This is a genomic window from Phormidium tenue FACHB-1050 (genome assembly GCF_014696925.1).
Classification (GTDB): Bacteria; Cyanobacteriota; Cyanobacteriia; order Pseudanabaenales; family Pseudanabaenaceae; genus Pseudanabaena.
On sequence record NZ_JACJQY010000048.1, the window covers coordinates 1 to 14,025 of the forward strand.

11 protein-coding genes are annotated in these 14,025 nt (G+C 41.0%); 6 read left to right on the plus strand and 5 right to left on the minus strand.

From position 1 onward, the window contains the following. On the plus strand, positions 1-3,926 hold a 3,926-nt coding region (locus tag H6G05_RS21110), incomplete at its 5' end, for a non-ribosomal peptide synthetase (RefSeq protein WP_190581203.1). A gap of 174 nt (positions 3,927-4,100) precedes the next feature. On the opposite strand, the gene sppA is transcribed toward H6G05_RS21110, so the two are convergent. Next, on the minus strand, positions 4,101-4,901 hold the full coding sequence (sppA, locus tag H6G05_RS21115; protein WP_190581205.1) for a signal peptide peptidase SppA: 801 nt from the start codon (positions 4,899-4,901) through the stop codon (positions 4,101-4,103). A 288-nt stretch (positions 4,902-5,189) separates the two neighbouring features. Between sppA and H6G05_RS21120 the strand changes: the two genes are divergently transcribed. Then, complete coding sequence (locus tag H6G05_RS21120; RefSeq protein ID WP_190581207.1) at positions 5,190-6,551, plus strand: glycosyltransferase; 1,362 nt, start codon at positions 5,190-5,192, stop codon at positions 6,549-6,551. Continuing rightward, positions 6,544-7,719 (plus strand): NAD(P)/FAD-dependent oxidoreductase, encoded by a 1,176-nt coding sequence (locus H6G05_RS21125; protein WP_190581209.1) that lies wholly within the window; start codon positions 6,544-6,546, stop codon positions 7,717-7,719. The genes H6G05_RS21120 and H6G05_RS21125 overlap by 8 nt, the downstream gene beginning before the upstream one ends. Positions 7,720-7,905: 186 nt before the next feature. On the opposite strand, the gene H6G05_RS21130 is transcribed toward H6G05_RS21125, so the two are convergent. Further along, entirely contained in the window at positions 7,906-8,841 is a 936-nt protein-coding gene (locus H6G05_RS21130; protein ID WP_190581211.1) for an NAD-dependent epimerase/dehydratase family protein, read from the minus strand. A 74-nt stretch (positions 8,842-8,915) separates the two neighbouring features. Then, positions 8,916-9,869 (minus strand): type IV pilin-like G/H family protein, encoded by a 954-nt coding sequence (locus tag H6G05_RS21135; RefSeq protein ID WP_190581213.1) that lies wholly within the window; start codon positions 9,867-9,869, stop codon positions 8,916-8,918. Between the two features lie 391 nt (positions 9,870-10,260). Here H6G05_RS21135 and H6G05_RS21140 point away from each other — a divergent pair, with 391 nt between their 5' ends. Then, the gene (locus H6G05_RS21140) at positions 10,261-10,656 is read left to right on the plus strand and encodes a type II toxin-antitoxin system HicB family antitoxin (RefSeq protein ID WP_190581215.1); all 396 of its coding nucleotides are present in this window, start codon (positions 10,261-10,263) and stop codon (positions 10,654-10,656) included. Beyond that, a complete protein-coding gene (locus H6G05_RS21145; protein ID WP_190581217.1) occupies positions 10,653-11,072 on the plus strand; it encodes a type II toxin-antitoxin system VapC family toxin in 420 nt (139 codons plus the stop codon). Before H6G05_RS21140 ends, H6G05_RS21145 begins: the two co-directional genes overlap by 4 nt. A gap of 36 nt (positions 11,073-11,108) precedes the next feature. Here H6G05_RS21145 and H6G05_RS21150 read toward each other — a convergent pair whose 3' ends face one another. Beyond that, positions 11,109-13,067 carry an NACHT domain-containing protein gene (locus H6G05_RS21150; protein ID WP_190581219.1) on the minus strand — a complete coding sequence of 653 codons (1,959 nt, stop codon included), beginning with the start codon at positions 13,065-13,067 and terminating at the stop codon, positions 11,109-11,111. A gap of 27 nt (positions 13,068-13,094) precedes the next feature. Continuing rightward, on the minus strand, positions 13,095-13,514 hold the full coding sequence (locus H6G05_RS21155) for a hypothetical protein (protein ID WP_190581221.1): 420 nt from the start codon (positions 13,512-13,514) through the stop codon (positions 13,095-13,097). A gap of 168 nt (positions 13,515-13,682) precedes the next feature. On the opposite strand from H6G05_RS21155, the gene H6G05_RS21160 reads away from it, so the two are divergent. Further along, complete coding sequence (locus H6G05_RS21160; protein WP_190581225.1) at positions 13,683-14,024, plus strand: hypothetical protein; 342 nt, start codon at positions 13,683-13,685, stop codon at positions 14,022-14,024. Position 14,025: the final 1 nt, after the last annotated feature.

Genomic DNA, 14,025 nt, shown 5'->3' on the forward strand with positions numbered 1-14,025 from the left:
AAATTTTGCAGCGACATGATTCTCTAAGATCGATCTTTCCAGTAATCGACGGTTTACCAGTTCAGCAGATTTTGCCATTACAATTCTTACCTTTAAGAACTATAAATCTTCTGACTCTAACGGAAAATGACCAAACAGAAAAAACTCATCAATTAGCAAGGGAAGAAGCACAACGACCTTTTGATCTGACAAAAGATTTGCTTATCCGTTCAACCTTATTGCAATTAGGAGAAACCTCAAACGTTCTACTCTTAACAACACATCATATTGTTTCCGATGATTGGTCGCTCAGAATATTGCAAAAGGAGCTGTCTGTAATCTATACAGCATTTCGGCAGGGTCGGATTTCTCCACTAAAAGAGCTAGACATTCAGTACGTTGACTATGTGTATTGGCAGCAGAAACGACTGAACGAGAAATTTCTTGATCAGCAATTAGTCTATTGGGAAAAACAATTAGCCTATGCACCACCGATATTAGACTTCCCAACCGATCGTCCTCGTACAGTAACTCAAACCTACCAAGGTGAGACTGAGTTCTTTATACTTGATGTAGAACTCACACGTCAAGTCAAAATCCTTAGTCAACGTACAGGTATAACCCTGTTTATGTTGCTATTATCAGCTTTTGCAATTTTGCTTTCACGCTATAGTAGGCAACAAGACGTGGTGATTGGATCTCCAATTGCTAATCGTAACCGAAAGGAACTGGAGTCCTTGATTGGCTGTTTTATTAATCTTCTGGCTTTACGAATTGATTTGACTGGTGACCCCACTTTTACAGAGCTTATTCAGAGGGTAAAGGATGTTTCTCTTGGTGCTTATGCACACCAAGAACTTCCATTCGATAAATTAGTAGAAAAGCTATGCCCTAGTCGTAGTTTTAGCTATTCGCCAATATTCCAAGTAATGTTTGTATTGCAAAATGCTCCTGTAGAAATCTCAGAGCCTGTAGATTTAAAGCTAATTCCTCTGAATTCAGAGACAGGAACAGCACAATACGATCTCACTCTGATGATGGAGGAGACGGAAATTGGGTTGAGTGGTCATTTTGAATACAACAGCGGACTATTTGATCGACTAACCATCAAACGATTGATTAGTCATTTCCAAATTTTACTAGAAAGCATTGTTGCTAATCCTAAACAGTTGATTTCTCAACTGCCAATACTAACTGAAAGAGAAAAGCTACAATTATTAGTTGAGTGGAATGACACTAGCACAGATTATCCTCAGGACAGATGTATTCACCATTTGTTTGAGGAGCAAGTGGAACGAACTCCCGATGCGATCGCTGTTTCCTTCCAAGACCAGAACCTAACTTATCGAGAACTAAATAGCCGAGCCAATCAACTTGCCCATTACTTACAGAATCTTGGCGTAAAGCCAAATGTATTGGTTGGTATTTGCATAGAACGCTCCCTAGAAATGATGGTGGGCTTATTGGGAATACTCAAAGCAGGTGGAGCATATGTGCCTTTAGATCCCAACTATCCTCAAGAAAGAATTGAGTATATGATTGCGGATGCTCAAATGCCAGTGCTGTTAACTCAATCTAAGTGGAAAATCCAAGAACATCAAGCTCAAGTTATTTGTCTTGATTCAGACTGGGAAAAAATCGCTTATCAAAATCCAGACAATCCTGCTCCCATAAATGACAACCAACATGTAGCCTATGTCATTTATACCTCTGGCTCCACAGGTAAGCCGAAAGGAGTGATGATTGGTCAGAAAGCATTAGTCAGCTTTGTGCAAACAGCTATCGCTGAATATAAAATATCAGAAAGCGATCGCGTACTCCAGTTTGCCTCAATTAACTTTGATGCGGCAGTTGAAGAGATTTTTCCCTCTTTGTGTACGGGTGCTACTTTGGTATTGCGTACCGACAAGATGCTGTCTGACTTACGAACATTTTTTCAAGCATGTGAGGATTTGCGTCTAAGTGTGTTAGATCTGCCAACAGCATACTGGCATCAGTTAGCTGCGGAGCTAGCAAGCACAAATGAATCTTTTCCAGAATCTTTGCGGTTAGTTATTATTGGAGGAGAAAAGGTACTGCTCGAACCAGTTAGAGATTGGCAGCAGTATGTTACTAAATCTGGAAAAGGCGATCGCTTACAACTGATTAATACCTATGGACCCACGGAAACGACTGTCGTAGCTACGCTCTATCGAATCCCAAACACATTCTCAAACATTAGCGAAGTTCCAATTGGTCGCCCTCTAGCCCATCTCCAAACTTATATCCTCGATTCACAATTACAACCAGTTCCCATAGGAGTAACTGGAGAACTACACATAGGTGGAGATAGCTTGGCAATAGGCTATCTCAATCGTCCAGACCTAACAGATGAGAAATTCATCCCTAATCCTTTCAGTTCACAATCAGGCAGCCGTCTTTACAAAACTGGCGACTTAGCGCGTTATCTATCAGATGGCAACATTGAATACCTTGGACGCATTGATAACCAAGTCAAAATCCGTGGTTTCCGTATTGAGTTAGGCGAAGTAGAGACAGCCCTCTCTCAACATCCTCATCTCCGAGCAACTATTGTTACAACAAGAGAGGATACCCCAGGCGATAAACGCCTTGTTGCCTATGTTGTTACAGAAGATCAAACTCAAGACATCGATCTTAGAGCTTTTCTAAAAGAGCGGCTACCGAGTTACATGATACCAAGTGCATTTGTCTTCTTAGAGGAAATGCCGATCACCCCTAATGGTAAAATAGATTATCGCAGCTTACCTGCACCAGATACATCTAGTACGCAATTAGAAAAGAATTTTGTCCCTCCCCGTAATTCGACAGAAGAGACTCTCGCCAAGATTTGGTCTTACATATTAGGTGTGGAACGGGTTGGTATTAATGATAATTTCTTTGAGTTGGGTGGACATTCTTTATTGTCAGTACGACTGATATCAGAAATTGAGAAGGCTTTTAATTATCAGATACCTCTGTCGTCATTATTCAAAATCAGTACCATAGCTGAAATTGCGGATCTAATTAGTTCTCAGCCTCAGGAGACAACCATTGAAAAAGAAAGTTCTTTAGGTTTAAATCTTGATGACTATAGAGCTTTAATTTCCCATAGTGCAGGTAAAACTGGCTTGCGTTTGGGTAAGCGTGGACTAATCATCAATACTTTGCCAGATGTGCAAACTACGTCTAAGCCTTTTATATGGATTGGGGAAGGGAGAACTAGCAAAAAACTTAAACTTAATCGCCCTGTCTATGTAATGCCTGGTGCTAGTCTTTCAGTATCAATGAATTCTCATGATAACTACATCTCTACGATTTCAACTTTGTTAGTGGATGAGTTGTTGAGTGCCCAACCTGTTGGGTCTTATTCTTTGGGAGGTTGGTGCTACAACGGTCTGGTTGCCTTAGAAATGGCTCAACAGTTACGCGCTATGGGTAAGCAAGTTGATTTAGTATCACTCATTGATACTCCCGGAAAATCAAAGATTTTTGAATTTACTAACAAGGTAAACTCTTCTCTAGGTACTCTCAGATTTCATTTGTTTCAGATCTCTAAGTTATCTCTTAAAGATAAGTGGCATTACATCAAATCTAGGGTTAAGCGTTCACAGCCTGATTCTAATAATTTAAAGACGGAAACGAAGAAGGAAAAATTTAAGTTTGATCAAGAGGCTGTAGATGTGCTGGGCAAAGCTGGAGATGACTATGAGCCTAAACATTACTCTGGAAAGATTTTGTTGGTCATTGGGAATGAGCAGGTTGTTCATGGTCAGAAAGATATCAAGCACTTTGATCTTTCTTGGTTATTTCCTACCTTTGGTTGGGGTAATTTGTTTCAGGGTAAAGTTCATCTAGCTAAGATTAAATGCGATCACCTTGAGTTAATGGAAGAGCCTTTTTGTCAAGAAGTAGGTCAAACTATTCAGACGATAGAGGATGAGAGTTGAGTTATCGCTTAAAGTTAAAAAAAACAAAGTTAAAAAACGCCCTAGGGCGTTTTTTAGCTATAGCAAAGCAAGTTTTGCTTAGGACATAAAACCCAAGAATCGAGTGGCGGCGCTTCGCGCCGCCACTCGATTCTTGGGTTTTGGTTTGTACTAGCTAACTCTTTTTTTTCTGTATTATTGCCACATCCAGAGAGGCATTCCACTGGTTTCTGCTTCAAATTGGAGTCGGGCGATCGCACTGTCAGAACCACTAGGCAAGAATTTACTGGCAAAGGATTTTGGTGGCTTAATTGTAAAAACTTTAGTGGTTTTGGGATCAAGTCCCACTAGTTCGGCAGCATAGCGTCTTGCATCTTCTTCAGTGCCAATGCGATCAACTAAACCCAATTCAACAGCTTGCTCACCTGTGAATACTCGTCCATCGGCGAACGATCGCACTGTAGCGGGGCTAAGTTTCCTACCTTCGGCTACGGTTTCCACAAACTGGTTGTAGCTGCTGTCGATTAACGATTGCAAGATCACTCTTTCTTCGGGAGTGATTTCGCGATCAAAGGAGAGAATATCTTTGTACGCGCCAGATTTGATTACTTTAAAGGAAACGCCAATCTTATCAAGTAATTTTTCGATATTGTTGCCGCGCAAAATTACGCCGATGCTACCTGTAATTGTGCCAGCATTAGAAATGATGTAATCTGCGCCAACACCAATATATACGCCGCCACTCGCGGAAATATTGCCAAAACTAGCAACTACTTTTACTTTTTCTCGTAGTCGCTTGAGAGCGGCATATATTTCTTGAGAGTCGCCGACGGTTCCCCCAGGACTGTCAATCCGAAGTAATAGCGCGGGAAATTTCTGCTCCTCCACAAATTCAAGAGCTTCAAGAACTCGAGTCCTTGTGCCTGACCCGATCGCCCCCGTGATTTCAATACGTGCGATTTTTTTGCGAAATTTGCGTTTTAAAAAGCCGAACATTAAATTATGAGTTGTGTTTTTGATTTGACTTTTACCATCTTAGCTTCTTACCGCAAATGATTGTCTGCACTGGATTTCTGCCAATACAAAGTAGCTTAAGCTACAAAAAATTACGAAAGGAGATGTCGTTCTGTTCATAGGGAAATATCTATATGGTAAAGGTAGGCGACGCTTTGCATTGCCTACTTTTACTATTTTTGGTTTTTGAGAATAGCTAAAAACCAATGATCAAAAGCTGTATCCTAAATATATTCAAGCTAAACATTTCGCAATATATTAAAACCCCAAATGCACGAGACGGACTTTCGTAGCAGCCTTCAGACAGGAGGCGATCGCCGCAGACTCAAAACGATCATTGTGTTGACAATTGTCTATGGATTGACAGTTGGGATGCATTTTGCCCCTTGGAGTCGCTGGCTGCTGTTAGGGTTATTTAGTATTCAGGCTTTGCGGTTGATATTTGCGCCGCCTGCGATCGCACCAGCAGCTAATCACAAAATCGATGCAGAAAAAGATTCAGATCAAGATTTACCATTTTTCTCACTGCTAGCATCGGCAAAAAATGAAGAAGCCGTAATTGGTAATTTAGTTAAAAATTTGTGCCAGCTCGATTATCAAAGCGATCGCTTTGAGGTCTGGATTGTTGATGACAATAGCAGCGATCGCACGCCTGAAGTTTTAGAATTACTGAAGCAGAAATATCCACAATTAAAGACTCTGCGACGTGGTGATGATGCTCAGGGGGGAAAGTCGGGCGCTTTAAATCAAGTTTTAAGTTTAACGAAAGGCGATCTTATTGGTGTGTTTGATGCTGATGCCCAAGTACCTGCGGATGTGTTGCGATCGCTTGTACCCGTATTCCAACAACCAAAAGTTGGGGCTGTCCAGTTACGCAAGGCGATCGCCAATGCCTCTGAGAACTGGTGGACAGCAGGACAGTCAGCCGAAATGGCTCTGGATTGGTGTTTGCAGGATTTACGAATTCGGGTTGGCGGTGTGGGGGAATTGCGCGGCAATGGTCAATTTGTGCGCCTTACCGCCCTCAAAGACTGCGGTAGTTGGAATGAGCAAACTATTACGGATGATCTTGACCTCACGATCCGACTGCATTTATGTCAATGGGATATTGCTTGTTTAAATTTCCCTGCGGTACAGGAAGAAGGTGTGGTGACAGCAAAACAGCTATGGCATCAGCGCAATCGTTGGGCTGAAGGTGGCTTCCAACGCTATCTGGATTATGCGAATCTATTGCTAAGTGGACGCATGGGATTCTTAAAAACCTTTGATGCTTCACTGTTCTATATCAATCAATATTTACTAACCGTTGCCTTTATTCCCGATACGATCGCGGCGATTGTACTAAGACATAACCCGATGTTGCCTGCGATCGCGGGTTTTTCCCTTGCTTTAAGCTCAGTAACTATGGCTTTTGGACTGCGACGGGCTTATCAAATGTCATGGCGATCGGCGATCTGGCAAACGGTTTCTGGCATGATTTATATGCTGCATTGGATTCCTGTGATTGCCAGTGTGACGCTGAGAATGTGCGTTCTTCCGAAGCGTTTAAAATGGGTAAAAACCCAACACCAAGGTGCGGGAGAGAATTTATTGGCTGATATCGAACTTCAAGAGATAGAAAACCATGCATGATTGGATTGTAATCGGTGGAGGAATCACAGGTATATCGCTGAGCTATGAACTGCAAAAGGCTGGCTTTTCGGTATTGCTAATTGAGCAGCATCAACAACTTCAGGGTGGCAGTAGTCTTGGCTATGGGGGCATCTCATACTGGGCTGGCTCAACGGCTCTCACGCAACAACTTTGCCAAGAGGGAATTACTAGACAACGAGAACTTTCCCATGAGCTAGGCATGGATACGGAGTTTCGTGAGATTGATTTGCTATTGACTCTCGAACCTGACGCAGATTCAGAAGCTATTCTCGCGCAATATGCTAATTGCATGATTCCCTCGACTTTGCTCAACGCACAGGAAGCCGTTGAGCGCGAGCCGCAATTAAATGTTAATGGAATTGGTGGAGCTTTACTGCTGCCCCATGCTCACATTAATTTAAATTGTTTTGTTAAGGCTCATCAGCAAGCAATCCAAAAATTGGGCGGCGAAATTATTTACACTAAAGTCAATCAAATCTTAATTGAGGGCAATCGCGTCGCTGGTGTAACTACAGAACAGGGAGAATTTCGCAGTGAACGGGTAGCTGTTTGTGCAGGAGGCTTATCTCGCGCTCTACTTAAAGCATCAGGGATTCACGCCAGAATCTATTACACCCATGCCGAAGCGATTGAGACAGAACCAGTTGATCTCGAATTGAGATCGATGGTAATGCCTGCGGATACTAAGCGCTATGAATTAGAAGGAGCAACTAAGGACATTGATCAAGATGCTATTTGGGATGTGGCTGGGCATGAGCTATTACCTCCTTCGATTGATGCTGGAGCGATTCAGTTTTGCGATCGCCGCATTAGATTTGGTCAACTTAGCCGCGTTTTAACTGATCCTTACGCAGCGATCGATCCCATTGAAAGTGAATTGGCTATTCGTGCTTATGTCAGTAAAGTTCTACCCAAAGTTGGTGAGTTAAAGGGCAAATGGCGAAATTGTTTGGTTGCTTTTAGTAGTGACAATTTACCGCTAGTTGGTTCACTAAAGGAATACGAAAACCTCCATCTATTCTCTGGATTCACTAGTCCAACTGTTTATGTACCGACTCTATCGAGAAGGTTTGCAGAACATGCGAAGGGTAAAGCTGATGAGATCATTGACGCACTCTCTCCTCAAAGATTTTCAGCAATTGCTTAACTTATAGCATTCTGAGCTATAGCAAAGTCCAAAATAAAAGTAGCGGCGCTTCGCGCCGCTACTTTTATTTTGGACTTTGGTTTTATACCAATTCACGAAAGTGTTGCCACACTTTTGTGAATCGAAAACCAAACCCAGTAAGGGTTTTAAAAACATAAAATGGCTACGCCATTTTGTGTTTTGGTTTTACTTAACCTCAGCAAGCAAATTCGCTAGACGGGGATATTTAGAAGCTAGACCAAAGGTTTCGGGAGAGACGACATCATAGGTAAAGTGGCGCTGGGCAATGCAAAAACGATCCCACTCAGCAACTTCAATGCGGAATAGTTTGATCACCGTATCCACTAGCCACGGAGTTAATTCAAACTGCCAGCCAACTTTTAAATTTAAATGTTCGCAAAATTGTGAGATTAAATCCTGAACAGTTAAACGCTGCATTCCTAAGACTAGACGGGCTGGAGATGACGGGACTGAAGGAGCAGTGAGCAAATGCGTAACGATTTGAGCAATATCGATCGCATGGATAAAATGGAAACTACCATCGGTTTTTAAAAATCTCGCATAAGGCACATATTTGAGAATGTCCTTGAGCCCCTTAGATAGATGGGAATAGGGTTTGTCAGCCGTACCACCAAAAACAAGAGTAGGGAATACAGTAATTAGGCGATCTCGAATAATTGAATTTTCTAAAGTCTCTAGACAAGAGTGCTTTGAGGCAATGTAAGCTGTGCCAATTTCCCCTGCTTCTTGAATAATTTGATTATGAGAATCGAGAATGCTGGCGGTAGAGAAATAGATTGCCCGTTCGCATACCTGTGGATCGAGCATTGAAAATAGTTCAATGGTTTTGTCCCGATTAACCACAAATGCTTCTTCTCCCCCCCAACCTGCGGCTGTACTCACCACAAATTCCATTGTCCGAAGCAAGTCTTTATGATTGCCGATATTCTGCATGGAGTCTTCGATCACATGCACATTCGGGCGATCGCTAAGGTTGATTTGCAATTTATTGCGATCGCGTACTAGCAGATATAGCTCATAGTCAGTTTTTGCTAAGAGTTCTTCAATCAAATAATGTCCAACACAACCACTCGCACCTGTAATAAAAACTTTTTTTGGCATTCTCTTAATAACTCTTAGATTTTAATAATGGGTAATCAAGACCTTGCATAGCAAAGACTTGATTTCTGGCTTGATTAATAACGTGAAAGCTCTATATATCCTTCAGGACAAGTTGGATTAGAAGTTAGTTTGAATTTGGGAGGCATTTTACGGGTTGGCTTTTGACTTTCACAGATGAGAGAGCGCGAAGTATCCTCCTCTATTTCAGGTAACTTTGTGATATAAACTAAGCCCACATAGGATTTCAAATTGTCTTCTTTAGACAAAGCTATGCTTTGTACTGCTTTTTTGCTATCCAAAACCACAATTTGATATTTGTAGTTCTCGGATTCAGCTCCGATTCCTAAGCCTAGATCATTTAGTTTGTTAGTAAAGTACTCTTTTTCTAAAAAGAAAGCTTGATGACCTCGATTTATAGCTCCAATATATGTTTTGGCTTCACTTTGCCGTGCAAGAGCTGCGGGAGAAGCTGAACTTGGAAATTCGATATTGGCATCAAGTTTGGAGTCAGTGGAAATGCGAGTTAGTCGAAACATATTCGGCATCAGCACAGTACCGACAATATTAGGTAAATTCCCTGAGTAGTTTGTATACTGCATCGCCGCAGGCATAAATAATTGCTGGAGAATTAATTGACCTTTCGAGTTAAACGAAAAAGTTGTTCGGGAACCAAAACTACCCTGAAAAACATCTAGATATGTCTGTCCATCCAAAGAATTAATTTGATATTCTGCTTTAACTCCGATCTTTCTGATGGGATGAATTAGAAATATATTCCCATCAGGTGTGAATACCACAGTGAGTGGCTCTGAATCGTTATTAGGAGTTGTTAATTGCCATGTGCCAATCAGTTGCTTGGCTTCATTAGATAACTCACTTGTCTCAGTAGCGATCGCCTGACTGAGGGGCGCGAAACTATCGCGGGGCATGGCAAATAATGCAGTATTCACACCACTAGCGATCGCGAGGGTGATAGTTAATTTGGTAAGCCAGCGATGGGATGAGTTTTTAAAGATAGGATATTGCATAAGTACTAAGTATATCTAAAGACCAGTGCTTGCCAAATAATTTTACTCTTTTTGACGAAAGGACATGGCTATTTAGGTACATCAGTTTTGCGTAATGAAGCTATAGCTTTACATCTTTGAGATCGCCTATTTTCGTCAGATATACTAACTATTTAAAGCTATTACTCTAAACTTCATCTCAAAACAGCGATCGCATCAAGCCTCAATATGGAGAAATTTATCATTCTTATTTCTGAATGGTGATAGTAGTGAAGAGTCGAATTTGTGGTTAGCTTGCCCCATTTGTAATCGTCTTAAAGCTGTCAAGATATTGCCCATTAAACATCAGTTTGTAAAATAAAATTTTTATAGCAGCTATAATGAGTTTGATGAAATTCAAGAGGGTATGATCATGAGTACTCCAATTTTAGAAACAAATCTAACTGTTAGCTCAGTAGTGAAATCAGCAGTAAATGTATTTGTAAAAAGTGAAGCTAACGGCAAGGTTAGTGCTATGGTCTTGGGCTTGCCAGAATATCGCGTAGAAAGTGGCGATCGCCAATCTGCTCTTGCTGATTTACAAAAACTAGTTACAGCGAAGCTTATAGGCGCTGAAGTTGTTTCATTAGAAATCGAAATCCCTCAACCTGAAAATCCTTGGCTCCGTTTCGCAGGAATTTTTAAGGACGACCTATCTTTTGATCGAATGCAAGAAGATATAGCTGAGTATCGTCGCGAAAAGGATGCTGAGTTAGAGAACTACTATCATCAAATTGAGATGGAAGAATCTAAGGAACAGGTTCTATGACTTTATGGATTCTTGACACCGATCACATATCTTTGTATCAGCGAGGAGAGCTGAATGTCATTAATCGCCTGAGTTCAGCTAATCCCAAAAATCTAGCGGTTACGGTTATTTCGCTTGAGGAACAAATGTACGGAAGACTCAGTGAAATTAAGAAGGCTACTTCCGCTATTTCTTTGATAACTGCTTATTCGAGATTAGAAATCACTCTGGACTATTTCAAAAGTGTCCAAGTTTTGCCATTTGACCAAAATGCTCATACATCTTTTGAGAGTTTGATACGTCAAAAGTTGCGAGTTGGAACTCAAGATTTACGCATTGCGGCGATTGCTTTGTCTGTAAATGGAATAGTCGTAACTCGCAATCAAAAGGATTTTGGTAAAGTGCCAAATCTGCAAGTAGAAAATTGGGCAGTTTAACAGACAAAAATAGAAACGCGATCGCCTTTTTCTTCTTCAGCCGTTTTCCATCTCAGCAAAATGTTCCATCAGCGATCGGTGGATAAATATATAGCCGCCACCAACTTTTTGGAGAAATAGTTTGTCGCTTGCCCAATCGAGGAATTTGGCATAATTCCAAGGGATGAATCCTTTGAAATATAGAATCAATCGCAATGTAAAGTGCTGAAGAACCGCTTGCCCCCCAAAACGTAGTACGCTAACCAGAATAACCACTAGTTGAGCAAATTTCCTAGGAAATTCTTCACTAATTAAGGCTTCTAAAATCAAGCTAATTATTACACTGACTAAACCGTAAGCTAAGGCACGTATAGCTGACTTTCTAATACTTTGATTTGGGTAAATTTTTACCTCAACTTCCGAACCGATTAGCCCCTTATTCAGACCAATACTCAGTCCTAAAATTAACCCAAGTATAGATCCAAAGAGTAGACTAGTTATAAACCAAGGTATAAAACCAATATTAAATCCACCAATTAAACCAAAACGACCAACCACAAAATAGATTCCAATAGAACCACAAAGTAGACCACCTATTAGTCCTCCTGTTAGACAAATACTCAACCATTTTATAAAGTTTGTTTTAAATTCTTTCCAATTCCATACAACTGTTTCAACAGGTTTAATATCTGAAGTAAGGAATTTAATAGTTATTGCCCACCAGAATAAAGCACTGAGCCAATCCCCTAATTGACTAAAAAATCTATAACCTCCTCCCCAAGATCCCCACTCAGACAAACTACCAAGAAATAAAGCAGTGATTAAAAAACTCATAACGAAATAAGGAATGAGATTACGATCTTTGCCCTGTATCCACCAGTCAGGTTGTATCTTTTCAATTAGAAAAATAGTTTGAGAATATCTAACCATTTGCTGTGATATACATATCAACCAACGTGTTACATATTGTCGAGAATAAGCTTGTTTCGCTTGAGATTTATAACTTGGATGATACGCTTTTGGTCTTGAACCCTGAAATATGCGATTGATATAGTCATCAAATAATTGTTTCTTACGATTTGAAGCAATTGTACTTACAGGAATATCTGCAAACTCAATTCCCTGATAAGCAAGCACCATGATATTGAGTAACAAAGGAGATTGAGCTAGCTCTTGAAGTGTCTCATCCTCTATTAGCAATGTTTTTAACAAAGTCAGATTAAACTGAAGGCGATCCAGATAATTGCGAATTTGATCAGCAGTGAGAGGTTGCAGAACAAGAGCAGATTGCAGTTTTAACTGATGCCCCATTTCCGCATAATCCCTCACCCGACAACACACCACCATCTCAGTTGCTTGCTCCTGCTGAAAAAAATTCAACGCCGTCATACAAGCATTACGCTTTTCTAAATCCCGAATTTCATCCAAACCATCCAATAACAGCAATAATTCCTGATTCTCTACCCACATCTGCCCGATCTTACGATTTACCTGATACTTACTATTCAGTTCCTCAACAATCCATTTAGCAATAGTCTGTTTTTCCGCCGCCCAAGAAGAAAGATTTAACACCACAGGAATACGACGATCTATCTCCTCTTCCGCACGAGTAATTAAATCCCTTGCCAATTGCAGCAAAGTAATCGTTTTCCCCGACCCTGGTTCACCCAAAATTAGCAGCGTCCCACCTTCTCCCAACTTATCAAATACGTCAATTGCAGGTGTACCCGCTGGTAAAGGTTGACAGGACTTGTCTGGATTAATCAGATCTAAATTCCAAGGAGAAGCAACGGCACTAGGACGATTCTCTAATCCGAGAACAATGGAAATCTGCTCGTGCAGCGACTTCTCTAAAACACCCTCAACCCAAGCAGTTCTAACGTTATTCAATAGCGCTTTGCGATTGCGTAACTCCTGCCGCGACATTTCGCTATCCAAACGGATTTGTCCAACGTTAACCGTTCCACCTTGGACGAGAATGCCTATTTTTTCTGCGAACTTACCGAACTGATTCACAATAAATAGTGATGTTTAGAGATAAATTTAGAAGCTAAAAGTTTGAATTTCAACCTTTCCACCTTGAACGACTAAACCGATCTTTTCAGCCAGCTTAGCGTTATTTTGAATTAAAGTTGGTTCATCTTTAACAGCCTTTGCTGTTTCCTGTATTTTCTGCAATAAATCAGGATCAGCTTTCACAGCCGCCTCAACTGCCAGAATTGCCTTAGACACCTCATCATCAGTCTTAGCGACAGTTTCCAACTCTGACACCGCCAGTTTAAAATCTGCTGATGCCTCAGCTTGAGCGATCGCCTCAGTCTTAGCCAGTGGCTTTTTCTTCAGTAAATTCATCAAATTTCCGATTTGGTTGCTAACCGCCTCCCCCAGCTTGTCCCCAGTCTTTTCAAAAGCTTTTTTGAGAATTAACGTCCCAACGGAGATCGCGGCTGTAGTCAGTTCCATAAAAAATCCCAATATTTTGATGTTAATGTCTTATTGCAAAAATTTTACCTTGAAATCTTGAAATTATTCTGAGCGATCTCCATTTACTTTCAGTGAGATTAAAGGGGCGATCGCCCATAAGCAAGCTTGCTACAATGAACACAACTCACAATCTCCAAATCATAGCCAATGCAAATTATCCTAGAAGTCCCTGATCGCTTCGGCGAAAAACTACAACGATTAGGCGATAAACTCCCTGAAACCTTAGATCGATTACTTCAAGACATTCCCACCACAGAAACGATCTCTTATCAAGATGATCGCCAAATTGTCGAACTTCTAGCAAGTCAACCCAGTCCTGAAGCAATCCTCGCTATCCGTCCCACACCAGCCTTACAAGTGCGGATGAGCGAACTACTCGAACGCAACAAATCTGGAAGCCTCTCTCGAACTGAAGAAGCCGAACTTGATCGCTACTTACTCTTAGAGCATTGGGTAAGATTAGCTAAAGCCCATGCATATAAACAATAGT